Raw genomic sequence first — 23,434 nt, 5'->3', positions numbered from 1 at the left:
CATCGCGGCACCTCTTCCCTCGGGGGCGGCGGCTAGGGTGTGTCAGCGGAAATCCCGGGTCGGGACGCGGATCGAGTCTCCGGGGCGACGGGGGGCTGACTCGTGCGGCCTTTCTGTCTGGCCCGCGCCGTCTTGCCGGTTTTCCCCGCCTGCCCAGCCGTGCTTTTCCGTCCCGCCCCTCTCCTCGGGCAAGGCTCCGCGTTCGCCGACGCTGGCAAGCTCGGGGGAAAGATCGGCGATGCGCTGGGCGACCAGGTGCACCACCCCGTCCGCGCTCTGGATGCGGCCGCTGACCGCGATCATGCCTGCGGACAGGATCACCCGGCGGTATCGCTCGAACAGCTTGGGCCAGACCACCACATTGGCGATGCCGGTCTCGTCCTCCAAGGTGATGAACATCACGCCCTTGGCCGAGCCGGGGCGCTGGCGGACCAGGATGATCCCGGCCGCCTCGACCCGGCGGCGGTTGTCCGCGCCCATGGCCTCGGCGCAGGTGACGATGCGGCGCCGCGCCAGCTCGGCCCGCAGGAAGGCGACCGGGTGGCGGCGCAGGGTCAGGCCGGTGTGGCCGTAGTCCTTGACCACCTCGCGCCCCGCGGGCATCGGGCGCAGCGCCACCGCCGGTTCCACCACCTCGGCCACCATCGCGCCCTCGCGCCGCGCGGCGGCGGCGAACAGCGGCAGTTCCTCGTCGCGCAACCCGCGGATCGCCCACAGCGCCTCGCGCCGGGCGAAGCCGAGGGCGGGGCGAAAGGCGTCGGCCTCGGCCAGGGCGGTCAGGGCCGTGACGGGCACGCCTGCCCGGCGCCACAGATCCTCGACCGAGGCGAAGGGCGCCTTCCGCGCAGTGGCGACGGCCCTGCCATGGGGCTCGGACAGCCCCTTGGTCATGCGCAGCCCCAGCCGCACGGCAAAACCAGTCCCCGCCGGTTCCAGCGTGCAGTCCCAGTCGCTGGCATTGACGCAGACCGGCCGGATCCCGACCCCGTGCTCGCGGGCATCGCGGACGATCTGCGCGGGCCCGTAGAACCCCATCGGCTGGCTGTTCAGCAGCGCCGCGCAGAACACCTCGGGGTGGCGGCATTTCAGCCAGGCCGAGGCATAGGCCAGCAGCGCGAAGCTGGCGGCATGGCTTTCGGGAAACCCGTAAGAGCCGAAACCTTCCAGCTGCCGGAAGATGCGTTCCGCGAAATCCGCCTGATAGCCGCGGGCGACCATCCCGGCGACCAGCTTGTCGCGGAAATGCGAGATCCCGCCCGCGGATTTGAAGGTGGCCATGGACTTGCGCAGCAGGTCGGCCTCGCCCGGGGTGAAGCCGGCGCATTCGATGGCGACGCGCATCGCCTGTTCCTGGAACAGCGGCACGCCATAGGTCTTGCCCAGCACGTTTTCCAGTTCCGGCGTGGGGTAATCGACAGCTTCCTGCTTGTTCCGGCGACGCAGATAGGGATGCACCATGTCGCCCTGGATCGGGCCGGGGCGGACGATGGCCACCTGGATCACCAGATCGTAATATTCGCGGGGCTTCAGCCGCGGCAGCATCGACATCTGCGCCCGGCTTTCGATCTGGAAGGTGCCCAGCGTGTCGGCCTTGCAGATCATGTCGTAGGTCGGCCCGTCGTCCTGCGGGATCGTCGCCAGATCGAGGCGCAACCCCTTGTGGTCGGCCAGCAGCTTCAGCCCCCGTTTCAGGCAGCTGAGCATCCCCAGCGCCAGCACGTCCACCTTCATGAAATGCAGGGCGGCGATGTCGTCCTTGTCCCATTCGATGATCTGGCGGCCCGCCATCGCCGCGGGCTCGATCGGCACCAGATCGTCCAGCCGGTCATGGGTCAGCACGAACCCGCCGGGATGCTGCGACAGATGCCGGGGCGCGCCGCGCAGCTGGGCGGCCAGCTCCAGCGCCAGCCGCAGCCGGCGGTCGCCGGGGTCCAGGTTCAGCTCGGCCAGCTCGCGCGCGCCGATGCCGTCGTTCCAGCGCCCCAGCTGGCGAGACAGCAGCCCGATCAGATCCTCGGGCAGGCCCATCGCCTTGCCGACATCGCGCAGCGCCCCTTTCGAGCGGTAGCGGATCACCGTCGCGGTCAGCGCGGCCCGGTCGCGGCCGTAGTTTTCAAAGACCCACTGGATCACCTCTTCGCGCCGCTCATGCTCGAAATCCACGTCGATGTCGGGGGGCTCGCGGCGTTCCTCGGAGACGAAGCGCTCGAACAGCAGGTCCGAGTGGTCCGGGTCGATCGAGGTGATGCCCAGCACATAGCAGACCGCGCTGTTCGCCGCCGAGCCGCGGCCCTGGCAGAGGATGCCTTGCGCGCGGGCATGGCGGACGATGTTGTTCACCGTCAGGAAATACGGCGCGTATTTCAGCTTGCCGATCAGCGCCAGCTCATGGCGCAGCGTAACCGCCACCTTGTCGGGGATGCCGGCGGGATAGCGCCCGGCCGCGCCCCTCCAGGCCAGAAGCTCCAGCATTTCCTGCGGGGTCAGCGCCGGATCGTCGCGTTCCTCGGGGTATTGATAGCGCAGCTCGTCAAGGCTGAACCGGCAACGGTCGGCGATTTCCAGCGTGCGGGCCAGCGCCTCGGGCCAGCGGGAAAGCAGGCGATGCATCTCGGCCGGGGGCTTGAGATGGCGGTCGGCGTGGCGTTCGCGGCGCAGCCCCAGCTCGTCGATGGTGGTGCCCAGCCGGATCGCGGTCACCACGTCCTGCAACCGCCGCCGCCCGGGTTCGTGGAACAGCACGTCGTTGGTGGCGACCGTGGCCACGCCGGCGCGCTGCGCCAGCTGCGACAGCTGCCACAGCCGCAGCTGGTCGTTGGGGCGCCGCCGCAGGGTCAGCGCCAGATAGGCGCGGTCGCCGAACACCTCGCGCAGGCGGCGCAGCCACAGGGCGCAGGCGTCGTCGGCCAGATCGGGGACCAGCACCGCCAGCAGCCCCTCGGCACTGGCGGCCAGATCCGGCCATTCCAGATGGCAGGCCCCCTTGCCCGCCCGCGACTTGCCCAGCGTCAGCAGCCGGCACAGCCGCGAATAGGCCGGTCGGTCGGTCGGATAGACCAGCACCGACATGCCGCAGGTCAGGTCCAGCCGGCAGCCCACCACCAGCCGCACGCCCGTGTCCTTCGCCGCCTCATGCGCGCGCACGATCCCGGCCAGGCTGTTGCGGTCGACCACCGCCAGCGCCTTTAGCCCCATGGCGGCGGCGGTGGCGAACAGCTCGGCCGCCGACGAGGCCCCGCGCAGGAACGAGAAATGCGAGGTCACCTGCAATTCGGCATAGCGCGGGGTCATGGGCGCCCTCCGGGTGCGTGTTCACACCCACCGTCCCCGCGAACCTGTCCGGGGCCCCGGCTCATCCGAACACCCCGTGCATGAACCAGCGGTGCGAGCCGGTGGCCGCGTCCTCGCCGTCACCGGCGCGGAAGATCCAGAACCGCGCGCCGCTGTCGTCCTCGATGCGGAAATAGTCGCGCACCGCGGCCAGCTCGGCGTCGCGCTTCCACCATTCGCCGAACACCCGCTCGGGGCCGTCGGCGCGGCGCACGCTGTGGCGCACCCCGCGCCACGAGATCCAGCGCGGCGGGTGGTCGGGCAAAAGCGCCATGGTCTCGATCGGCTCGGGCCGGGGCAGCAGCCGGGCGGGGCGCGGCCAGTGGCCGGGCCAGCCGGCGCCGGTATCCGCGGCCAGCGCCGGGATGCGGCGGACCGAGCGTTCCGGCACGTCGCTGGCGACCGGCGCCAAGCGGTAGATCGCCCCCGCGCCGACCCGGTTCGCCAGCGTGTCGATCAACCCCGACAGGTCCGGCTCGGCCACCCCCGCCAGATCGCTGGCCGCCTGTTGCGGCGCCAGCGGCTCGGCCAGCGTGGCGGCCAGGGCCATGGTCTCGATCCCCAGTCCGGGGTCGATGGTCTCGATCCGGTCGCAGAGCAGCCGCGCCAGCCGCGCGGGATCGCGCAGCGGCCGCGCCAGCCCGACGCGAGTGCACAGGATGCGGTTGTCGATGCGGTGGCACAGCAGGTCCAGCCGGCGCGCGCCCAGCCCCCGTTCCCCCAGCGTGGCGCACAACGACTGGACCAGCAGGGTGATGTGGCGGGCGATGGTTTCCGCAGCGGCTATGGGTTCGGCAAAGCTGCGCCGGGCCTCGACCATCTCGGGCGGGCGCAGCGGCTCGATCGGCTCGGGCGCGCGGGCCAGCGCCTGGTCCAGCCGGCGGCAGAGCTGGGGCCCAAAGCGGCGGGTCAGCGGCGCACGCGGCTGGGAGGCCAGATCACCGATCCGGGCAAAGCCCAGGTCGCGCAGCGCCGCCGGGACCGCGGGCGGCAGCCGCAGCGCCTCGAGCGGCAGGCCCGCCACCCGCGCCGCCGCCGTCCCCGGCGCCGCGACCAGCACCGGGTCGGCCACGTGGCGGGCCAGCGCATGGGCGGCGCCCCAGCTGTCGGCGATGGCGACGCGGGCGGTCACCCCCGACAGGCGCAGCCGCGCGACCAGCGCCTGGGCCAGCGCGGGCTCGCCCCCGTGCAGATGCGCGGCCCCGGTCGCGTCGATGACGATGCCGTCCGGCGGATCGACAGCCACGATGGGCGCGATCCGCTGCAGCATCCACAGCGCAAGCCGCTCCAGGCTGGCCGCATCCGCGCCGGGGTCGGCGGGTTCGACCCGCAGCCCGGGGACCAGCGCCTGCGCCCGGCCGATCTCGATCCCCGGATGCAGGCCCAGCGCCTGCGCCGCCGCATTCGCGGCCGTCACCACGCGGCGGCTGCGGTCGCGCCCCGCCAGCACCAGCGGCGTTTCAGCCGGCGGCGCCCCGTCGCCAGTCTTCCGCCGCAGCCGATCCGTCGGCCACATCGGCAGGAAGACCGAGATGACCCGTGCCATCACATGCCTCCAGTTCCATCTCGAAGCCTTCGCCGGCGCGCACGCGCAGCAGCTCGACCCGCCAGCGCGCCCGCCCGACCCCGGGCACCGGCAGCGGCGCCGAGGGCAGCGCCGACACCCGCCAGCGCGTCATCGCCGCCGTGGGCTGCCCGAAATCCTGCGCCCCCTCCGCCCCCTGCCGCCAGCGGCGCAGGGCAAGGCCCAGCGTGCCGCCCTCCTTCGCCGCCAGATGCAGCCGGCGCGAGACCGCCATCGGCAGCCGCGGGGTCTCGGCCACCACCGCGCCCAGGGCGCCGTGGCGCAGCGCCTCTTCCATGCAGGCCAGCACCGCGCGGTGGTCGCCGGCCTTGACATGGATCAGCCGGTCCGGCGGCAGGCCCGCCTGTTCCAGCCCGGGCGCGAACAGATCGGGCCGGGCCACGCACCACAGCACCCGGCCCCGGGTCCGCGCCGCGATTCCGGCCGCGAAGCAGGTGGCCGCCGCCCCGTCGTCGGCGCCCGCGCCGCCCCCCGCGATCTCGTGCAGGCAGCCCAGCGCCAGCCCGCCCCCCGGCAGGCGGCGGTCCAGCCGGGGGATGCCGAAGGGCAGCGCCCCGCGCGCCCCCGCACCGCCGCCCTCGAGCTGCGCGATGCGCGCGCGAAGCCCCGCGAGGGCCGGGCTGTCTGCACGGCTGGACATGCGAAATGGCGCCTCCCGGCCCTGCCCTGAGCGATTCTGCCGCCATGTTCCTTGTTTGTTCCTGCAAGGGGCAGGAGTCAATCTGCCCCGCCCCGCCACCGGGGAAGCGCGGGGGACGGGGTGTTGCCCGGTTTCCGCTGGAAGATCAGGGCGCAGGCCCTTGCCGGGCCGGTCCCGGCCTTGTCCCATCCCCGCGGCAGTCGCCGGAATGTGAGCGCGGGGCCTGCCCGGCCCGGTTAATGCCCCGGCGCGTCGTCGTCCGCCGGCGCCAGTTCGCGGTCGAAGGCCGCGCGCCAAGCCAGCAGCTGCTCGCTTTCCCCGTCCCGCCGTCCGGCCTGCCGCAGGGCCACGCGAAAGGCGACGCGGGCGGCGCGGGCGTCGGGTTCGCGCAGCTGCGACGGGCGCAGCCCCTGCGCCAGCGCCTGCCAGACCTGCCGCTTGACCGAGACGTTTTCGGCGTCGCCCCAAGCCACCAGCAGGCGCTGGAACGCGTCGAAGATGCCCCGGTCAAAATCGCGGTCCCGCCCCAGCGGGTCCATGATCGCGCTGGCCGGGTGGAAACCCGCGACCGGCACCAGCCCCTCGGGGATCGGCATGTTCGCCGAGTGGCTGCGCCGGGCGCGCAGCAGCTTCGGCAGCACATGGGTATGCGGCCCGATGGGAGAGGCGCCGCCGGTGTCCGGGCCGCCGATCGGCTGATAGACCTCGATCCGCCCGATCCGGCTCAGCGCCACGCGATGCGGATGCGCCCCAAGGATCGCGGCCATCGCCGGGTTCTCCGGGTCCATCACCGAACGGCCCAGATCCGCGCGCAGGACCGCCAGCAGCGCCGGGTCGGCGGTGCGGATGCAGAAATCCACCTGCGGCTGGTCCAGCCCCATGTCGAACAGGATCGCCGCGCGGTCCTCGGGACGGATGGCGCCGCTGTCGGGGCCGATCTCGGTCAGGACGGCGCGCCGCGACATCGCGGCGTCCTCTGCCGGCAGGCACAGGGCGACGCCCTGCTGCCAACGGTCGGGGCGCGGGCTCAGCGCCTCCCACGCGACGGGGCGGATGCGGTCGGGGTGGTCCAGCCGCACGGCGCCGCGCGCAGTCACCACGCCGTTGCCCGGCAGATGCGGCGCGGGGTCGCCGGCGACGTGGTGGAACTCGGCGTTGGCGCCGAAAGAGCCCATCGACCAGCCGGCCTCGGGGTCGGAAAACGCGGCGAACAGGGTCTCGGGGACGGAAGGCAGGGTCATGGCAGTTCCTTGGTCAGAATGTCGAGCGGCTGGAACACCGGCCCCTGCGGGGTGGCAGCGAACCAGGCGGTGATGCCGAAGACGCGGGCAAGGTTGCCCGCGTGCAGCACCTGTTCGGGCGGGCCGTCGGCGGCGATGCGGCCGCCGTCCATCAGGATCAGCCGCGTGCAATGGCGCGCGGCCATGCCGAGGTCATGCAGGGACGCCAGCACCGCCCTGCCCTGCCCCGCGATGCCCGCAAAGACCTGCATCACCTTGATCTGCGCGGCCGGGTCCAGCCCCGCGACGGGTTCGTCCGCGACCAGCAGCGGCGTTTCCTGCGCCAGCATCCGGGCGATCAGGGCGCGGGCCTGCTCGCCCCCCGACAGCTCGGTCGCGGGACGGTGGCGCAGGGGTTCCAGCCCAAGCGCGGCGATGGCGCGCTCAACCGCGGGGGCATCGGCGGGGCTGCGGCCGTGCGGCGTGCGGCCCAGCGCCACCAGACGCTCGACCGGCAGCGGCCAGGCGATGTCGCGCCCCTGCGCCATGAAGGCGGCGCGGCGGGCGCGTTCCCCGGCCGGCAATGCCGCCAGCGAGGAATGCCCGCCATGCGCAAGCAGCCCCAGCGCCGCGCGCAGCAGCGTGGTCTTGCCGGCGCCGTTGGGGCCCAGCAGGCCGATGAACTCGCCCCCCGTCACGGTCAGGTCGATGCCGTTCAGCACCGCGCGGCCGTGGCGGGCGACGGTCAGCTTTTGCAGGGTCAGCAGGCTCATGCCCCGTCCCCCCGCGTGCGCCAGATCAGGTGCAGGAAGAAGGGCGCGCCGACCAGCGCCGTCAGCACCCCCAGCTTGAGATCGCGCCCCGGCGCCAGCATCCGCACCGCGATGTCGGCCGCCAGCACCACCGCCGCGCCCCCCAGCGCCGAGGCCGGCAGCAGCCGCGAGGGGCTGGCCCCGACCGCGCGGCGCAGCAGATGCGGCACCACCAGCCCGACGAACCCCACCGCGCCCGCCACCGCCGTGGCCGAGCCGACCAGCGCCGCCACCCCGATCACCAGCGCCAGCCGCAGCCGCCCCATGCGCAGGCCCATCGAGGCGGCGGTATCCTCGCCCAGCGTCAGCGCATCCAGCCCGCGGCCGCAGGCCAGCAGCAGCCCCGCGCCCAGCGCAAAGAACGGCAGCGTCATCCAGACATGCAGCATCGAGCGGTCGGCCAGCGACCCCATCATCCAGAAGATGATCTCATTGGCCGCGAACGGGTTGGGCGACAGGTTCAGCACCAGCGAGGTCGCCGCCCCCGCCAGCGCGGAAATCGCGATGCCTGCCAGGATCAGCGGCAGCGCCCCGCCGCGCGACCCGGCCAGCAGCAGGATCAGCAGCACCGACACCAGCGCCCCCGCCAGCGCCGCCAGCGGCAGCCCCAGCGGCATCGCCGCGGCCAGCCCGGTCTGGATCGCCAGCACTGCCCCCAGCGCAGCCGAGGCCGAGGTGCCGATAAGCCCCGGCTCGGCCAGCGGGTTGCGCAGGAACCCTTGGATCGCCGCCCCCGCCAGCCCCAGGCTGGCGCCCAGCAGCACCCCCAGGATCGCCCGCGGCAGCCGGATTTCCTGCATGACCATGGCGATCAGGTCGTCCCCGCGCCCGAACAGGGCCGGAACCTCGTCGCGCGGGCCAAGCCCGGCGGGGCCGATCAGGACCGATCCCGCAAACAGCGCCAGCACCAGCGCCGACAGCGCGCCCAGCAGCAGGCGCTGGCTCATGACCCCTGCTCCAGCCCCAGCCGGGCGTCGCGCAGCCTTGCGATGGCGCCCAGCACCCGGGGGGTGCCGCACACCCAGTCCTGATCGGCGATGCCGGTCTGGCCGGCACGTTCCGCCAGCGCCGCGACGGCGGGGTGGTCCAGCACCTCTTCCGCGCGCGAGCGGCCGGCGTAGCGCCGCCCCCGGATCAGCAGGTCGGGGTTGGCCAGCACCAGCTGTTCCAGCGCCAGCACGCCGCCGCCCGACAGCCCGGCATCGGCGGCGATATTGTGCAGCCCCGCCGCCTCGACGATGCGCCCGGCCAGGCTGTCACGGCCCGAGGTGTAGCTGTTGGCATAGTAAAGCGCCGCGGTCGGGCGCTGGACGGGCGTATCCATCAGCGCCGCAAGCCCGTGGTCGAAAGCGGCGATCTGGGCCTCGGCCTCGGCCTCGCGCCCCAGCAATTCGCCCATCCGGCGCAGATTGCCGCGGATGCCGTCGAAATCGGCCTCGGGCGGGAAGATCGCCACCGGAACCCCCAGCCGCTGCAGCATCGCCACGGTGGCGCGGGTGGTATAGGCCCCGGCCAGCACCAGATCGGGCCGCAGGCGATAGATCTCCTCGGCCAGCCCGTGATTGGCGGGGTAGGCGCGCGCCTGTTCCACCATGGTCGAGGCCTGCGGGTCCTGCGCCAGATAGCTGACCGAGACCAGCTGCCCCGGCGCCGCCAGCAGCATCGCCAGCTGGTCGGTGCACAGGTTCATCGACACCACCCGCTGCGGCGGCGCGGCATGGGCCGCACCCCCGAGCCACAGGCCAAGCGCGATGCACCCGGCCCTGAACAGCCGCCCTACCATTTCGCCTCGACCCCGACATAGGCGGTGCGGCCCTGGCCGTAATAGCCCCAGGCCTCGGAATATTCCTTGTCGAACAGGTTCACGATGCGGCCCTGCAGCCGGATCTCGTCGGTCAGGTCGTAATGCGCGGCCAGGTTGACGGTGGTGAAGCCGGGCAGCTTGCTGTTGGCCGGGCTGGGGGTGGTGTAGTCCCAGGCGAACCACTCCATGTCATAGGTGCCGCTGACATGGCGGATATCCACCGACGCCAGCCCGCGCCCTGCGGCGAAACCCTGGCTGGCGCGCAGGCCCAGCTGGTGGCGCGGCGCCCGCACGATCGGCAGGCCGCTGGCCTGGGCCGCGTCGACATAGGTATAGTCGGCCCCCAGCGACAGGCTGTCGGTCGCCTGCAGGCTCACGCCCAGCTCGAACCCCTTGCGGGTGCTGGTGCCGGGCGCGTTGACCGCGCTGTCGGCGGTGCCGGTGATCATGTCGTCGATCTTGCTTTGAAAGACCGCAAAGGAGGCCAGCCCGCGCCCGCCCGCAAACCCCAGATCGGCGCCGAGTTCATAGTTCAGGCTGCGCGCGGGCTTCAGATCGGGGTTGCCCTCGTAAGCGCCGGGGACATAGCCGTATTGCTGGAACATGGTCGGGTTGACATGGGCGCGGCCGACCGCCGCCCGCAGCCGCAGATCCTGCCCCGGCACCTGCCACGCGGCGGATAGGTTCCAGCTGGTCGCATCGCGGAACACGTCGTTGAACTCGCGCCGCACCCCGGCCTGCACCGAGACGCCATCGGCAAAGCGGCCCTGATATTCCAGCGCCAGCGCATGGGTGTCGCGCTCATAGGTGCCGCCGGGGTTGTAGCTGGAACGATAGGTCTCGCGCTCGGTTTCGGCTGCAGCGATCAGCTTCTGGTCGGCGCTGCCTGCGTCGCGGCCATCCAGCGCCAAGCTGCCGGTATAGCGCAGGCTGCGGCGGGTCGAGCGGTCGTCGGATGTGGCCACGCCCGCATCGAAATGATCCAGCGTCTGGTTCATCCCGGACAACGCCAGCCGGCTGTGCAGCCTGCCGTCCAGCGCCGCGGCCTCGAGCCAGAGCGCGCCATAGGTTTCGTCCCGCTTCGCAGTCAGCGGCGCGTCCAGCTGATAGTCGCGCGGATCATCCACTGGCGAGGTGGTGGTGTCATAGCCGTATTCCTGCCAGCTGCGGCGCAGGGTGAAGCCGGCGGTCACCTCGTCGGTCAGCGCGTAGGACCCGCCCAGCGCCGCGGTGGTGATGTCGTTGAAATCCTTGTCGCCGCCGCTGCGGGAATCGTCGTCGCCGTCGATATTGCGGGCGGACAGCGAAAGGCTCAGCGCCCCGCGCTCGCCGCGCTGGCGGATGTAGGTCGAGGCCGCGCGCGTGCCCAGCCCCCCGACCTCGGCCGCGCCGCCGTAGGACAGGCCCGGCTTGCCCGCCTGGGTGGTGGTGATCGAGATCACCCCCGCGGCAGCGTTCGAGCCGTAGATCGTCGATTGCGGGCCGCGCAGCACCTCGATCCGGTCGATCTCCGCAAGGTCCATGCCGGTGAACAGATACGAGCCGCCGCTGGGCGAGTTCGCCTCGACCCCGTCGATCAGCACCAGCACGTGGCTAAACTCGCTGCCCCGGATGCGGACCTGGGTATAGCTGTCGCCGGTCGAGGTCACCGCCACCCCCGGCACCCGCCGCAGGGCATCCTGCACCGAGGTCACGCCGGCGGCGGCCATGTCATCGGCGGTCAGCACGGTGTAGGAGCGGGCGTAATTTTCCGCCGCGAGCGGCGTCAGCCCGCCGGAAATCACGATGGGGTCGAGGGTCAGCATATCGGGCAGTCCCGCGTCCTGCGCGAGGACGGCCATCGGCGCAAGCGCCGCACAAAAAGCGATCCCTGGGATCTGGGGGCGGATCATGACATTGCCTTTCCAACGCAGGCGGCGCCTGCGGATTACAGATTGGCCGGCGGGAAAAAGGCGCACCTTCCCCGCAGACCGGTTGGGTGTCACCGCTGCGGGAGGCCGCTTTCCATGCGCGCCCCGCGCAGGAAATGGGTGATCGCTTGGGCAGGTCTCCTGGCTCGCGGGTCAGGGCTCGGGCCGGTCTTCCCGGGACATTGGGTCCCAGTGACATGGTCGGCCGTCGCTCGCCGCTTACAGTTGCGGGGGCAGCCGCGGCTTTGCCCTCAGGCGCACCGCAGTTCCCTTTTAATCCAGCGGCAAGCCGCCGGAACCAAAGCTGCCCCTGTCATGGCAAACCGTTCGGCAAAGTCAAGACGATTGCGCGGGCCGATGGGCGCGGCTTGCTCGCGCCCATGCCCCGGCCGTTCCGCGGGGTTTCAGCCCGGCGGGGCGGGCGGCTCCAGCCGCCGGATCGCGGGCCAGTAGTCGGCCAGCCACAGCAGGAAACCCGCCGCCCACAGGATCGCGGCCAGCAGGTGCAGCGGGCCGGGGGGCCAGGGGGCCAGCCCCATGTCCGGCAGCGCCCGCAGCAGCACCGCCGCGGCGGCCAGCGCGAACCCTGCCCGCGTGGCCAGGTTGAGGCCCAGCCCCTGCCCGGTATGGAACCGCCCCGCGATTGCCAGCACCGCCAGCACCCCAAGCCCCAGCCCGCCCATCAGCGCCAGATGCAGCGGCCCGGCCGCGGCCCAAGGGGCGCCCAGCCCGGCGGCGCCCAGTCCCAGAAGCCCCAGCCCGGCAAAGCCCGCCGCCCCCATCAGCACCAGAATCTCGGCCCGCAGCGCCTCGGGGCCGACGAAGCCCTCGGCCATGCGGTCCATGAAGCCGGCGCCGGCGGCGATCCACAGGAAGCCGGCGACCGCGGGTGACAGGCCGGCGATCTCTGCGGCCAGCGCCAGCGCGACCAGCCCGGCCGCAAGATTGCGCCGCCCCGGATGCGGCCGGAACGGAGAGCTGCGCTCGGACGGGTCCAGCACGATATTGGTGATCGGGACGGTGATGCGCGACAGCGCCAGGCTCAGCAGGCCAAGGAAGGTCAGCCCGGCCAGCCGCAGCCACCCGGCCGCGGCCACGCCGTCGCCCGCCAGCATCGCCAGCCGCGCCATCATGCAGCCCACGGCCAGCGTGAACAGCCAGCCGGCAAAGACCACGACGCGGGTGCTGCGCTGGCGGATCGTCAGCTGCAAAAGATAGGCGATCAGCAGCACCAGCCAGCCCATGTCGGCCAGCATCGCGGGCAGGACCAGCGCGTCGGCGCCGACCAGCCCCGCGACCCGCGCCGCCCCCCACAGCGCCGCCAGCACCCACAGCGCCCCGCCCCGCAGCCGCGGGGTGTCGGTCCATTCCGGCGCGGCCGTGGTCAGGAAACCCAGCAGCGCCGCGCCCCAGGCGCCGAACACCATCTCGTTCGCGTGCCAGACCCCGGGCGGGATCTCGCGCGCAAAGGGCAGGTCGAACCCCCACAGCGCCACCCAGGCCAGCGGCCACAGCGCCGCATAAAGCGCGGCGAGCGGGAAGAAGATGCGGAAGCCCTCGTCCGAAAGGACGCGGTGCAGCGGTGTGGTCATGGTCGCAGCCGCTCGTCGATGTCGTGGATACGGGCGAACAGCGGGTCCTCGGTCAGGAACCGCTGGCGCAGGGCAAAGACGGCGGCATCGTCGCGGCTGCCGGGGGCGCCGGGCAGGATGCGCGCGCCGGCGATGCCGCGCCCGTTCGCGTCCAGCACCAGGATGCGGTGGCTGATGCGGATCGCCTCGGACAGGTCGTGGGTGATGAACAGGGCGGCGAAATGGGCGCTGGCGGCGGCCTTTATCACTAGATCCTGCATCCGCCGCTTCAGCGCCACGTCCAGCGCGGTGAAGGGCTCGTCGAAATAGATGAAGTCGGGGTCCGTCACCAGCGCGCGGGCGATGGCGGTGCGCTGGCGCATCCCCCCCGACAGCTCCGAGGGGTATTTGTCCAGATCCTCGGGCAGCAGCCCGGCGCGCAGCGCCGCCGCGCGGATCGCCCCGTCGCGGCCGCCCCGCCTGACCCCAGCCAGGCGCAGCGGAAAGCCGATATTGTCGCGCGCCGTCGCCCAGGGCATCAGCCGCGGGTCCTGGAACACCATCGTGTGCCGGTGATAGCGCCGGACCACCCGGCCCTCGCGCGCATCGACCACGCCGGCGGCGATATGGGCGATGGTGGATTTTCCCGAGCCCGAGGGCCCGACCAGCGCCACGATCTCGCCCGCGCCCACGCTCAGCGAGATGGCGTCCAGCACCTTGCGGCCGAAGAAGGAATGGCCGATGCGCTGCAGTTCCAGCACGGTCATCGCTTGACGCCCCAGGGCGCGGCGGCGTCGCGCCAGCGTTCCAGTTCCGACCGCAGCGGCCGGATCAGCACGTATTCCACCACGATCAGCGCCGCGACGGCCAGCCCAACCCAGGCCATCGCCTCGGCGATGTCCAGCATCGCCCGCGCCCGCGCCAAGGCGCCGCCGATGCCGCCGGCGTTGGCCAGCAGTTCCGCCATGATCGCGACCTTGAAGGACGATCCCAGCGCCAGGATCAGCGCCGGAAACAGCTGGGTCGAGATCTGCCGCGCCGCGACATGGGTAAAGCGGCGGATCGGCCCGGCGCCGAAGACCCGAGCCATGTCCTCGATCCCGCGGTCGCGCGTGGTCACCCCCTCGACCGCGCCGATGAAGACGACGGGAGTGGTCGAGACCAGGATCGTCATTGCCACCGTCCGGTCCGAGGCACCGAACCAGATCATCGCCAGCACGATCCAGGCGATCGGCGGCACCCCCATCAGCACCGTCAGCACCGGCCGCGACAGCCGCAGCGTCGCCGGGGAATAGCCCGCCGCGACCCCGGCCGCGGTGCCGATCACCGCGCATAGCGCGAACCCGGCCAGCGCGCGGCGGGTGGTCAGGGCCAGCAGTTCGACGGCCGAGCCGTCATGCAGCAACCGCCACCCCGCGATCAGCGTGTCCAGCGGCGCGGGCAGGATGAAATCGCCGTAAGCCTCGTGCCCCGCCTGCCACAGCGCCGCGATCAGGGCGAGCCCGGCCAGCCCGGCCCAGCCCGACCACAGGAAGCGGCCGAACCGCGACAGGCGGTCCAGGGCAGAGGACACCGGCCTCACAGCAGATAGAACCCGTCGTCGGGCAGCTGGCCGCCGATGATCGCGGGATCGCCCTTGGCCATCAGCGACAGCATCGATTCAATGGCAGGGCGGGCCTGACTGGCCGGGCGGGCGACCAGCCGCGAATGCGGGATCGACAGCGCCAGCACCGGCGCCGGCATCTCAAGCGCCGCGGTCGCGTCCGAGGCGGCGCGCCCCGGATCGGCCAGCACGGCGGCGGTGGCGCGCTCAAGCACTTCCTGCAACTGCGGCAGCAGCTCGCGGCCGCGGTCCAGGAACGCCTGCGTCGCGGCCAGCCCGGCCTGCGGCAGCACCGGGGCGCCGCCGGTCTGCCGGCCCCATTCCTCTTGCAGGTCGATCACCCGCGCCAGATGCCGCCCGGAGGGGATGCCGCGCATGATGGCGACGGTCGAGGCCGGCTCGGACAGCAGCGCCGCGTCGATCTGGCCGGCCAGCAGCATCTGCGCGGCCTCGATCGGGCTGCCGACCGGAACCTGCTGCACGGCGTCCGACAGCCCCCGCGCCTCGAGCAGCGCCCGCAGCACGAAATCCGGGGTATCGTTGACAAACGGCACGGCCAGCCGCTTGCCCTGCAACCCGGCCAGATCGGTGACCGAGCCGTCCTTGGCCACCACATGCAAGAGCCCGTCGGTCATGCTGTTGACCAGCCCGACGCCCATGCCGCGGTTGTAAAGATTGGCGGCGACCTGCACCGGCATCACCGACAGGTCGATGGTCCCCGAGGTCAGCCCCGCGCGCAGCTCGTCCGGGGTGCGCCAGGTGGACAGCGTCACCTCGGGCGCAAGCTCGGCCAGCATTCCGGCGGCGATGGCATGGGCCAGCACGATGCTGGGCGCGGCCGGCGGGCCGTAAAGCGCCATCCGCGCCAGCGGCGCCGCGCGCAGGATCGAGGGGGTGGCGAAAGCCGTCGCCACCGCGGCCGCCCCGGCAAGGACCGAGCGGCGTGAGGGGCGGAAAGCGGTCGGGGACATGCGGGCCTCCTTGGGACAGGCATCGGGTCTTGGGGGGATGGTGCTGGCGAAGGCTGGCATTGATCCAGATGATCTATGGGCAGGAGGGCGGCGCTTCAAAGGGGGGCGTTGTCGCAGCGCCAGTCCGCGACATGGACCAGCGCCGGGTCGCCCGCCGCCGCCAGCATCCGCGCGATCCGGCGCTGCCACAGCGCGGCAAACCGGGCCAGCGCCGCGGCGTCGGCGGTGCCGTCCACCGCCTGCGGCATCAGCTCGCCGATCTCGGGGTCGTGGGGAATGCGGGTGCCGTCGATGTCCAGCACCACCCCCGCGCCGGTATCGCGCCGCCGCAGCGCCATGACGGCGTCGATAGGCGCGCCGAAGCGCAGCAGCCGCCGCCGCGCGAACAGCCGCGCAGGGCCGATGCCGCCGAAGCCCGATTCCGCCGCCGCGCCGGTGACCAGCGTCGCGACCGAGGCGGTGACCCCGGTGGTGCCGTGGGTCGAGCCGTCGCGCATGTGGACCTCGATCCCGCCGCGCTCGGGCAGGTCGTCGCCGTAAAGCCGGGCCAGCCCGGCCGCCACCATCAGCCAGGCCCCCGCAACCACCGGGCAGGAATGCCCGGCCAGCCGCACCGCATCGGCATAGCGATAGGTCATCACCCCGTCCTCGGCACTGCCCAGAAACGCGGCCAGCGGGTCGCGCATCCGGATTTCCGGGGCGTCGTCGAAGAATGCGGGAAAGCTCATGTTGTCCTTACCTTGATCCGCGGGCGGGGCGCGGGCGATGAACCGCCGTCAGAACCGCAGCCTTGTGCCGACATGGATGGCCCGCCCCTCGCCCGGGATGAACGCCGCCTGCCCGGCCGTCGCCACGTCCACCACCAGCGTCGAGGCCGCATAGCGTTCGTCGAACAGGTTGGTGACGCGGGCGAACAGCACCGCGCGGTCGTTCAGCGCGTAATCCGCGCCCAGATCGACCACCGCATAGGCATCGTTGAACATCGTGTTCATGTTGTCGACCGGGGTTTCGTCGGGAATCCAGTGCAGCGTGCCGCCGACGGTCAGCTGCTCGGACGCCTGCCAGTCCAGCGCCGCGGTGATGAGATGGCGCGGCGCCCCGGCGATGCGGTTGTCGCCGCGCACCGGATCGCCGTCGAACCGGAAATCCTGCCAGGTCCAGGCCAGCCGCCCGCGCAGCCGCTCGCCCAGATCGCCCGACAGCCCCAGCTCCAGCCCGGTGTGCCGCGTCCGGTCGGCGTTGACCGAGGCGAGCGTGGCGCCGGATTCGTCGCGCAGGGACAGCAGCTCGTTCCTGATGCGCGAGTGATAGGCGGTGGCGTCCCATTCCAGATTCTGCCAGCGCCCGCGCCAGCCCAGTTCCAGCGTGGTCGAGGTCTGCGCCTTCAGGTCGGGGGTGGCGAACATCGTTCCGGTCGGCCCGCTGTTCGGGCTGCCGCCCACCGTGCCCAGCAGGTCGTCATGGGTCGGCGGCTCGAACCCGCGCGAGATCGAGATCCAGGCGAACTGATCCTCGGCCGGTTGCCAGGACAGCGCCAGCGCCGGGGTGAAGCCGTGGTAGCTGCGGTCATAGCTGGTCGAGACCGCGGGCGCCGTCCCCGCCGTCGGACCCCCGGGACCATAGGCAAATGTCGGCCTTGTCGCCGCGCCCCAGCGGTCGTCGTTTTCCCGGTTGGCATGGTTGAACGCGACCGAGGGCGACAGGGTGAACCCGGCCAGCGGCAGGTTCGCCCCCGCAAACAGCGACAGCGTGTCCGCGCGCAGGCGGTTGTGGCCGAAGGCCGGGCCGCGGGTGCCGGACAGGTTGTGGTAATAGTCGCGGTCGGCCTCGCCCACCGACCAGTAGAGCCCGGTCTCGAACAGGGGCAGCTCGCCCTCGCCCATGCGGGAATAGCGTGCGGTCAGGGTGGCGTCGGTGCCGTCGGTGTCGCGATAGCCGGCCGAGATCGGAAAGCGGAAACTGTCATCCGTCCGGGACAGGCTGAACCCCAGGTCGTAGATGTTGTCGCCATCTTCCAGCGTGGTGCGCGCGCCGGCCAGCGTCTGCGTGGTCGCCCGCCGGGGCAGGTCGCGCAGCACGTTCGGCCCCGGTCCCACCGGGATTCCGCCGACGATGACCGGCCCGGTATGGTTGCTGGTCGGATCGTTGCGGATCGCGTCCCAGGTCAGCGGCCCCGCCACGTCGAACCGCAGGTCGGTGTGGCTGAAGAACAGCCGCGTGGTCGCCTCGCCCATCTGCAGGGTGGCGTTGCCCCCGACCGACGAGCGGCGCGAGCTGTTGTAGTCGCGATACCCGTCCTTTTCGGAATGCTCGAACCGCAGCAGCGCGTCGCCCTGGTCGTTCACGACCCCGTAGCTTCCGGCAACATCCACCCGCCCGAAGCTGCCGGCGCCAAAGGACAGCCTTGTGCCCGGCGTGGTGGCCCCGGAAGCCGAGATGAAGTTCAGCGCGCCCCCCAGCACATTCGCGCCCAGCCGGTTAGCGGCGGCGCCGCGGAAGACCTCGATATCCTCGGCGGGGCCCGGGGTCGCAAGCCCCACCACATAGGACCCGTCGGCCCGGTTCACCGGCATCCCGTCCTGCAGCACCAGCAGCCCACGCTCGGTCGGGTTTTGTTGCAGCCCCGAGCCGCGGATCTGGATGCGCGGCTGGTCGTTGCCGCCGAAGAACTCCTGCACCACTACGCCGGGGGTCCCGGAAAGCGCGTCGGACAGGGTGGGGGCGGCTTCCTCGGCCGTCGGGGTCTCGCTGCGGTCGATCAGGGCCACGCCGCCGGGGGTGGCGCGGAACCGCGCGGCGGTGGCGTCGCCCTGGATCACCACCGGATCAAGCACGATCACCGAGCCGGGGGCGGCGGATTGCGCCAGGGCACCCGCCGCGTGAAACGTCATGAACGCGACTGTCCCGAGCAGGGAGATCCGCCTGGTCGTGCGGCTGTGGGCCATGGGCTGCAATCCTTTGCATCCGTTCCGGATAGTGCCGCCACGGCGGACGGCGGAATGTCGGAGAACCGGCTGGCGAAGGCTTGCGGCGATGCGCGCGGGGGCGGACCCTGCGCACACCGCAAAATTAACAGGACGCACGGACATTTGAAATGGAAGATGTCGTCCGCGCAGCGCGCATCATTGTCGCAGGGCGCGCGATCCGGGAGATACGGCCGGGGCCGGCAAGGCGGCGGAACTGGCGTTCCGGTGCGCCGCGTGGCAAGCGCGCAAGCGCCGCCGCCATGGTCAGGAGCGTCCCTTGCCCCGCCCGTTCGCCGATCTCTGGCTGATGCCGCACCGGCCGTTCCTGCTGGCGGCGGCGGCATGGGCGGCGGTGGCGATCCTGTGGTGGCAATGGGGCGCGGCGCTGGGGCTGGCGCCACCCGTCCTTGGCACCGCCGCAATGTGGCACGCGCATGAGATGCTGGCCGGCATGGGCGGCGCGGCGGCGGCGGGCTATCTGCTGACGGCTCTGGCCAGCTGGACCGGGCGGCCGGCCCCCTCGGGGCGGGTGCTGAAGCTGCTGGTCGGCTGCTGGCTGCTGCAACGGCTTGCGATGGCCGCGCCCGATTCCGTGCCGCCCGCGCTTGCGCTTCTGCCCGGCGCCGGGTTCTTCGGGCTGCTGTCGGCGGTGCTGGCCATCGGCATCCTGCGGGCGGGGGCGTGGCAGCGGCTGGGCCTTGCGGCGGTGATCGCGCTGCTGGGGGCCGGGGACGCGCTGCTGATCCTTGCCGCGCTGGAGGGCTGGGCCCGGCCCGACCCGGCGCTGCTGGTCCGCGCCGGGGTGATGCTGTTCGCGCTGCTGATCGCGGTGATCGGCGGCCGCATAATCCCCGCCTTTACCGACAACTGGCTGCGCCAGACCGGGGCCGCCGCCCGCTGCCGGTCCACGCCCATCGCCGACCGGCTTGGTCCCGCGCTGATCGCGGCCGCCGCCGGGCTGATGCTGGCCGAGGCGGGGGTGGCGGCGGGGGCGGCGCTGGTCGCGGCAGGGCTGGTGCAGGGGTGGCGGCTGGCCGGGTGGCGCGGCTGGAAGATCCGCGCCAACCCGTTGCTGCTGATGCTGCACGCGGGGTTCGCCTGGCTGCCCGCCGGGCTGGTGCTGACCGGGCTGGCGCGGCTGCTGCCCCTGCGGCTGGCCGAGGTCGACATGCTGCACGCCCTGACCATGGGGGCGATGGGCGGCATGATCCTCGCGGTCGCCGCCCGCGCCGCCGCCCGTCGCGCAGGCGGCACGCTGGTCGCCGGCCGCCTGCTGGCCGCGGCGGCGCTGCTGCTGTGGCTGGCGGTGTGGCTGCGGCTGGCGGCGGGGCCGTGGCCCGGCGCGGCGGCAGTGCTGAACGGGGCGGCGGCGCTGGCGTGGCTGGGGGGCTGGGCGGCGTTCCTGGTCGCATTCCTGCCCACCGCCTGCGGCCCCGTCCGCCGCCCGGTGTTCAGCGGCACCCGCGGCTGAAGCCGGCAGGGGGCTTCCGTTTATCCTTCGTTGGGTTTCGGCGCGCTAGAACCGCCGCAGGACTAGGCAGGAAGGCAGGAACATGGCGCTCAGACGCTGGCTCGGCATCATCGTCGTGCTTGGAGTGGTCGCAGGGGCATGGGCGTGGTGGAGCGCCCGCTCGACCGCCGCAGTGGGAGAGCCGCCGGCGACCGCGGCGGTGGCGCGCGCCGATGTGCGGCGCACGGTGCTGGCCACCGGCGTGATCGAGGCGTCGCGGCTGGTTTCGGTCGGCGCGCTGGTCAGCGGCCAGATCCGGGCGCTGCCGGTGGAACTGGGCCAGCGGCTGGCCACGGGCGAGCTGGTCGCCCAGATCGACCCAGAGGACCAGCAGAACGACCTGTTGCGGGCCGAGGCCGCGCTGGCCCAGATCGAGGCGCAGATCGCCGCGCAGCAGGCCTCGCACGCCGAGGCGCAGCTGGCGCTGGACCGCAAGCGGCAGCTGGCGCAGCGCGGGCTGCTGACCCCGCAGGAGCTGGAGGCGTCCGAGGCGCAGCTGGCGGTGGCCGCAGCCAATGTGAAGGCCAGCGAGGCCTCGCGCGCGCAGGCGCAGATCGCGGTGGAATCGGCGCGGGTGGCGCTGGAACGCACCCGCATCCTGGCGCCGGTGGATGGTACCGTCGTCGCCATCGTGGTGCGCGAGGGGCAGTCGATCAACGCCAACCAGTCCAGCCCGACGCTGGTCAAGATCGCCGATCTCGACACCATGGTGATCAAGGCGGAAATCTCGGAAGCCGACATCATCCATATCCGCCCGGGGCAGAAGGCCAGCTTTTCGCTGGCGGGCGAGCCCGGCCGCAGCTATCGCGCCACGCTGCGGGCGCTGGAACCGGCGCCCGCCGCCATCGCCGACAGCGACGAGATCGACACCGGCAGCGCCATCTATTACCGCGCCGCGCTGGACGTGCCAAATCCCGACGGCACGCTGCGCATCGGCATGACCGCCGAGGTCACGCTGATCCTGGACGAGGCCGAGGACGTGCTTGCCGTCCCCAGCGGCGCCGTCCGCAGCGGCCGCGACGGGGGCGCCACCGTGCAGGTCCACGACCCGCACAGCGGCGAGACCAGCACGCGCGAGGTGGAAACCGGCGTCGCTTCGGCCAGCCTGACCGAGATCCGCTCGGGGTTGGCCGAGGGGGAACTGGTGGTGACCGGCCGCGCCGCGCGCGCTGCCGCCACCACGCAGGGCCAGCAGGGCCGCACGCCCGGCGCTGGCCGCTTCGGCCCGCCGGGGCTGTTCTGACCATGGCGGCGCTGATCGAGCTGCGCGGCATCTCTCGCGCATTTCCCGCCGGCGACGGGATGCTGACCGTGCTGCACGACATCGACCTGACCATCGAGGCGGGCGAGATGGTGGCGATCATCGGCACCTCGGGGTCGGGGAAATCGACGCTGATGAACATCCTCGGCTGTCTCGACCGGCCCAGCGGCGGCAGCTATCTCTACGCCGGGCAGGACGTCGGCGCGATGGACGAAGAGGCGCGCGCCCGCCTGCGCCGCCGCCATTTCGGCTTCATCTTCCAGCGCTACCAGCTGCTGCCCGACCTGGACGCGCTGGGGAATGTCGAGGTGCCCGCGATCTATGCCGGCCAGCCGCGCGACACCCGCCGCAGCCGCGCGCGGATGCTGCTGGACCGGCTGGGGCTGGAAAGCCGCACCGGCCACCGCCCCCGCGCCCTGTCGGGGGGCCAGCAGCAGCGCGTCTCGGTCGCCCGGGCGCTGATGAACGGGGGCGAGGTGATCCTGGCGGACGAACCTACCGGCGCGCTGGACAGCCGTTCCGGCGCGGAGCTGCTGGACCTGCTGCAGGAGCTGAACGCCGAGGGCCACACCATCGTCATCGTCACCCACGACCGCGAGGTCGCCTCGCGCGCGGGACGGGTAATCGAGATGCGCGACGGCCGCATCATTTCCGACCAGTGCAATGCCCCGGCACCCGCGCCCGCGGCGGCCCCGCCGCAGGGCCGGCGCCCCGAGGCCGACAGCCTTGCCGCCCGCAGCAGCCGGCTGGCCGAGGCCTTCGGCATGGCGGTGCGGGCGCTGAACGCGCATCGGCTGCGCAGCTTCCTGACCATGCTGGGGATCATCATCGGCATCGCCTCGGTGGTGTCGGTGGTGGCGCTGGGGACCGGCAGCAAGGAACGGGTGCTGGAAAACATCGCCTCGCTGGGCACCAACACCATTTCCGTGCGCCCCGGCTCCGGCTTTGGCGACCGGCGGGCGCGGGCCATCGACACGCTGGTCGCGGCCGACGCCGAGGCGCTGTCGGCGGAACCCTATGCCGCCTCGGCCTCGCCCGAGATCCAGACCTCGGCCAATGTCACCTGGCGCGGCACCTCGGCCAGCATCTCGGTGCGGGGCGTGGGGACGGAATATTTCGACGTCGGCGGCTTTACCCTGCAGCAAGGCCAGCTGTTCACCCCCGAGGCGCTGGCGGCGCGCCGACAGGTGGCGGTGCTCGACCCCGATGCGGCGGCGGCGTTCTTTCCCGACGCGGCCTCGGCGCTGGGGCAGGTGCTGACCGTCGGCCGCGTGCCGGTCGAGGTGATCGGCGTGGCGGCGCAAAGCGCGCCCGCGCCGGGGCCGCAGTCGCCGCGGATGTTCCTGCCCTATACCACCATCGCCATGCGCATCACCGGGCAGTCGCAGGTCGATTCCATCTCTGTCCGCGTCCGCGACGACGCCGACATGGCCGAGGCCGAAGCCGCCATCGAGGCGCTGCTGACCGAGCGCCACGGCAAGAAGGATTTCTTCCTGACCAATTCGGACACGATCCGCTCGTCCATCACCTCGACCACGCAGACGCTGACGGTGCTGATCTCGTCCATCGCGGTGATCAGCCTGATCGTCGGCGGCATCGGGGTGATGAACATCATGCTGGTGTCGGTGACCGAGCGCACGCGCGAGATCGGGGTGCGCATCGCGGTCGGCGCCCGCCGGTCCGACATCGTGGCGCAGTTCCTGACCGAGGCGGTGCTGGTCTGCCTGCTGGGCGGGCTGCTGGGGGTGATGCTGGCGCTGGGGGGCGGCGCGGTGCTGGGGCAGATGCAGGACAACCTGCGGCTGGTCTATTCCGCGCCCACCATCGTGCTGGCGTTCCTGTCCTCGACGCTGATCGGCATCGTCTTCGGCTTCCTGCCCGCCCGCGCCGCCGCCCGGCTGGACCCGGTGGAGGCGCTGAGCCGGGAGTGAGACCGGCGGCTCAGCAGATCGGCATGGGCCTCGGTCCATTCGGCGACCGCCGCATCCATGGTCTTGCCGTCGTTCACCGCCTCGTTGATCGCGGCGAGGTCCTTTAGCGGCACGTAGCCGCTGGGGATGATCTCGCGCGCCTCCCGGTTTTCGGCCGAGAAGCCGTTCTGCGCACCGACGGGGCAGAACCCGGGGCGTCGCCGCCCCGGTGCCGGTCTGGACGGTCTAGGCTGTGAACTCATAAACGGGATTCCGTTGTGATAGCAGGCGTGATTCACTGAACCTATGGAGGGTTCAGGATGGCGCGTTTCGATCTGACG

General features: G+C 72.3%; 17 protein-coding genes and 1 riboswitch. Of the genes, 3 read left to right on the top strand and 14 right to left on the bottom strand.

The features are described from left to right. Nucleotides 1-42 precede the first annotated feature (42 nt). The 14 genes from BUB57_RS14020 to BUB57_RS13955 form a co-directional block, all read right to left on the bottom strand. Entirely contained in the window at nt 43-3,291 is a 3,249-nt protein-coding gene (locus BUB57_RS14020; protein ID WP_073068114.1) for an error-prone DNA polymerase, read from the bottom strand. A gap of 61 nt (nt 3,292-3,352) precedes the next feature. After that, nucleotides 3,353-4,876, bottom strand: coding sequence for a Y-family DNA polymerase (locus BUB57_RS14015; RefSeq protein ID WP_073068113.1), 1,524 nt, complete (start codon nt 4,874-4,876; stop codon nt 3,353-3,355). Next, nucleotides 4,791-5,555, bottom strand: coding sequence for an ImuA family protein (locus tag BUB57_RS14010; protein WP_073068111.1), 765 nt, complete (start codon nt 5,553-5,555; stop codon nt 4,791-4,793). Before BUB57_RS14010 ends, BUB57_RS14015 begins: the two co-directional genes overlap by 86 nt. 236 nt (nt 5,556-5,791) lie before the next feature. Further along, nucleotides 5,792-6,796: a DUF6925 family protein gene (locus tag BUB57_RS14005; protein WP_073068109.1), complete on the bottom strand. Its 1,005-nt coding sequence runs from the start codon at nt 6,794-6,796 to the stop codon at nt 5,792-5,794. After that, nucleotides 6,793-7,548 (bottom strand): ABC transporter ATP-binding protein, encoded by a 756-nt coding sequence (locus BUB57_RS14000; protein WP_073068107.1) that lies wholly within the window; start codon nt 7,546-7,548, stop codon nt 6,793-6,795. Before BUB57_RS14000 ends, BUB57_RS14005 begins: the two co-directional genes overlap by 4 nt. Next, nucleotides 7,545-8,534: a FecCD family ABC transporter permease gene (locus BUB57_RS13995; protein WP_073068105.1), complete on the bottom strand. Its 990-nt coding sequence runs from the start codon at nt 8,532-8,534 to the stop codon at nt 7,545-7,547. Before BUB57_RS13995 ends, BUB57_RS14000 begins: the two co-directional genes overlap by 4 nt. Then, on the bottom strand, nt 8,531-9,370 hold the full coding sequence (locus BUB57_RS13990) for an ABC transporter substrate-binding protein (RefSeq protein WP_073068103.1): 840 nt from the start codon (nt 9,368-9,370) through the stop codon (nt 8,531-8,533). Before BUB57_RS13990 ends, BUB57_RS13995 begins: the two co-directional genes overlap by 4 nt. Continuing rightward, nucleotides 9,364-11,283: a TonB-dependent receptor gene (locus BUB57_RS13985; protein WP_073068101.1), complete on the bottom strand. Its 1,920-nt coding sequence runs from the start codon at nt 11,281-11,283 to the stop codon at nt 9,364-9,366. The genes BUB57_RS13990 and BUB57_RS13985 overlap by 7 nt, the downstream gene beginning before the upstream one ends. 132 nt (nt 11,284-11,415) lie before the next feature. Then, a riboswitch (cobalamin riboswitch) is annotated at nt 11,416-11,619 on the bottom strand. A gap of 86 nt (nt 11,620-11,705) precedes the next feature. Continuing rightward, complete coding sequence (locus BUB57_RS13980) at nt 11,706-12,893, bottom strand: NnrS family protein (protein ID WP_073068099.1); 1,188 nt, start codon at nt 12,891-12,893, stop codon at nt 11,706-11,708. Next, nucleotides 12,890-13,639, bottom strand: a complete 750-nt coding sequence (locus BUB57_RS13975; RefSeq protein WP_073068097.1) for an ABC transporter ATP-binding protein — start codon at nt 13,637-13,639, stop codon at nt 12,890-12,892. The genes BUB57_RS13980 and BUB57_RS13975 overlap by 4 nt, the downstream gene beginning before the upstream one ends. Beyond that, on the bottom strand, nt 13,636-14,445 hold the full coding sequence (locus BUB57_RS13970) for an ABC transporter permease (RefSeq protein WP_073068095.1): 810 nt from the start codon (nt 14,443-14,445) through the stop codon (nt 13,636-13,638). Before BUB57_RS13970 ends, BUB57_RS13975 begins: the two co-directional genes overlap by 4 nt. Nucleotides 14,446-14,450: 5 nt before the next feature. Beyond that, the gene (locus BUB57_RS13965) at nt 14,451-15,446 is read right to left on the bottom strand and encodes an ABC transporter substrate-binding protein (RefSeq protein ID WP_073068093.1); all 996 of its coding nucleotides are present in this window, start codon (nt 15,444-15,446) and stop codon (nt 14,451-14,453) included. Nucleotides 15,447-15,541: 95 nt separating this feature from the next. After that, a complete protein-coding gene (locus BUB57_RS13960; protein WP_073068092.1) occupies nt 15,542-16,174 on the bottom strand; it encodes a hypothetical protein in 633 nt (210 codons plus the stop codon). A 48-nt stretch (nt 16,175-16,222) separates the two neighbouring features. After that, nucleotides 16,223-18,391 carry a TonB-dependent receptor family protein gene (locus BUB57_RS13955; protein WP_073068090.1) on the bottom strand — a complete coding sequence of 723 codons (2,169 nt, stop codon included), beginning with the start codon at nt 18,389-18,391 and terminating at the stop codon, nt 16,223-16,225. Between the two features lie 298 nt (nt 18,392-18,689). Here BUB57_RS13955 and BUB57_RS13950 point away from each other — a divergent pair, with 298 nt between their 5' ends. The 3 genes from BUB57_RS13950 to BUB57_RS13940 all read left to right on the top strand — a co-directional run bounded on the left by BUB57_RS13950 (nt 18,690) and on the right by BUB57_RS13940 (nt 23,114). Then, nucleotides 18,690-19,883, top strand: coding sequence for an NnrS family protein (locus tag BUB57_RS13950; RefSeq protein ID WP_234952093.1), 1,194 nt, complete (start codon nt 18,690-18,692; stop codon nt 19,881-19,883). A gap of 82 nt (nt 19,884-19,965) precedes the next feature. Further along, entirely contained in the window at nt 19,966-21,165 is a 1,200-nt protein-coding gene (locus BUB57_RS13945) for an efflux RND transporter periplasmic adaptor subunit (protein WP_073068089.1), read from the top strand. A 2-nt stretch (nt 21,166-21,167) separates the two neighbouring features. Continuing rightward, nucleotides 21,168-23,114, top strand: a complete 1,947-nt coding sequence (locus BUB57_RS13940; RefSeq protein WP_073068087.1) for a MacB family efflux pump subunit — start codon at nt 21,168-21,170, stop codon at nt 23,112-23,114. The last annotated feature ends 320 nt before the right edge of the window (nt 23,115-23,434 follow it).

This window comes from Paracoccus solventivorans (genome assembly GCF_900142875.1).
GTDB lineage: Bacteria > Pseudomonadota > Alphaproteobacteria > Rhodobacterales > Rhodobacteraceae > Paracoccus > Paracoccus solventivorans.
The sequence above is the reverse complement of the archived record's forward strand: the minus strand, read 5'-3'. Positions and strand labels throughout refer to the sequence as shown.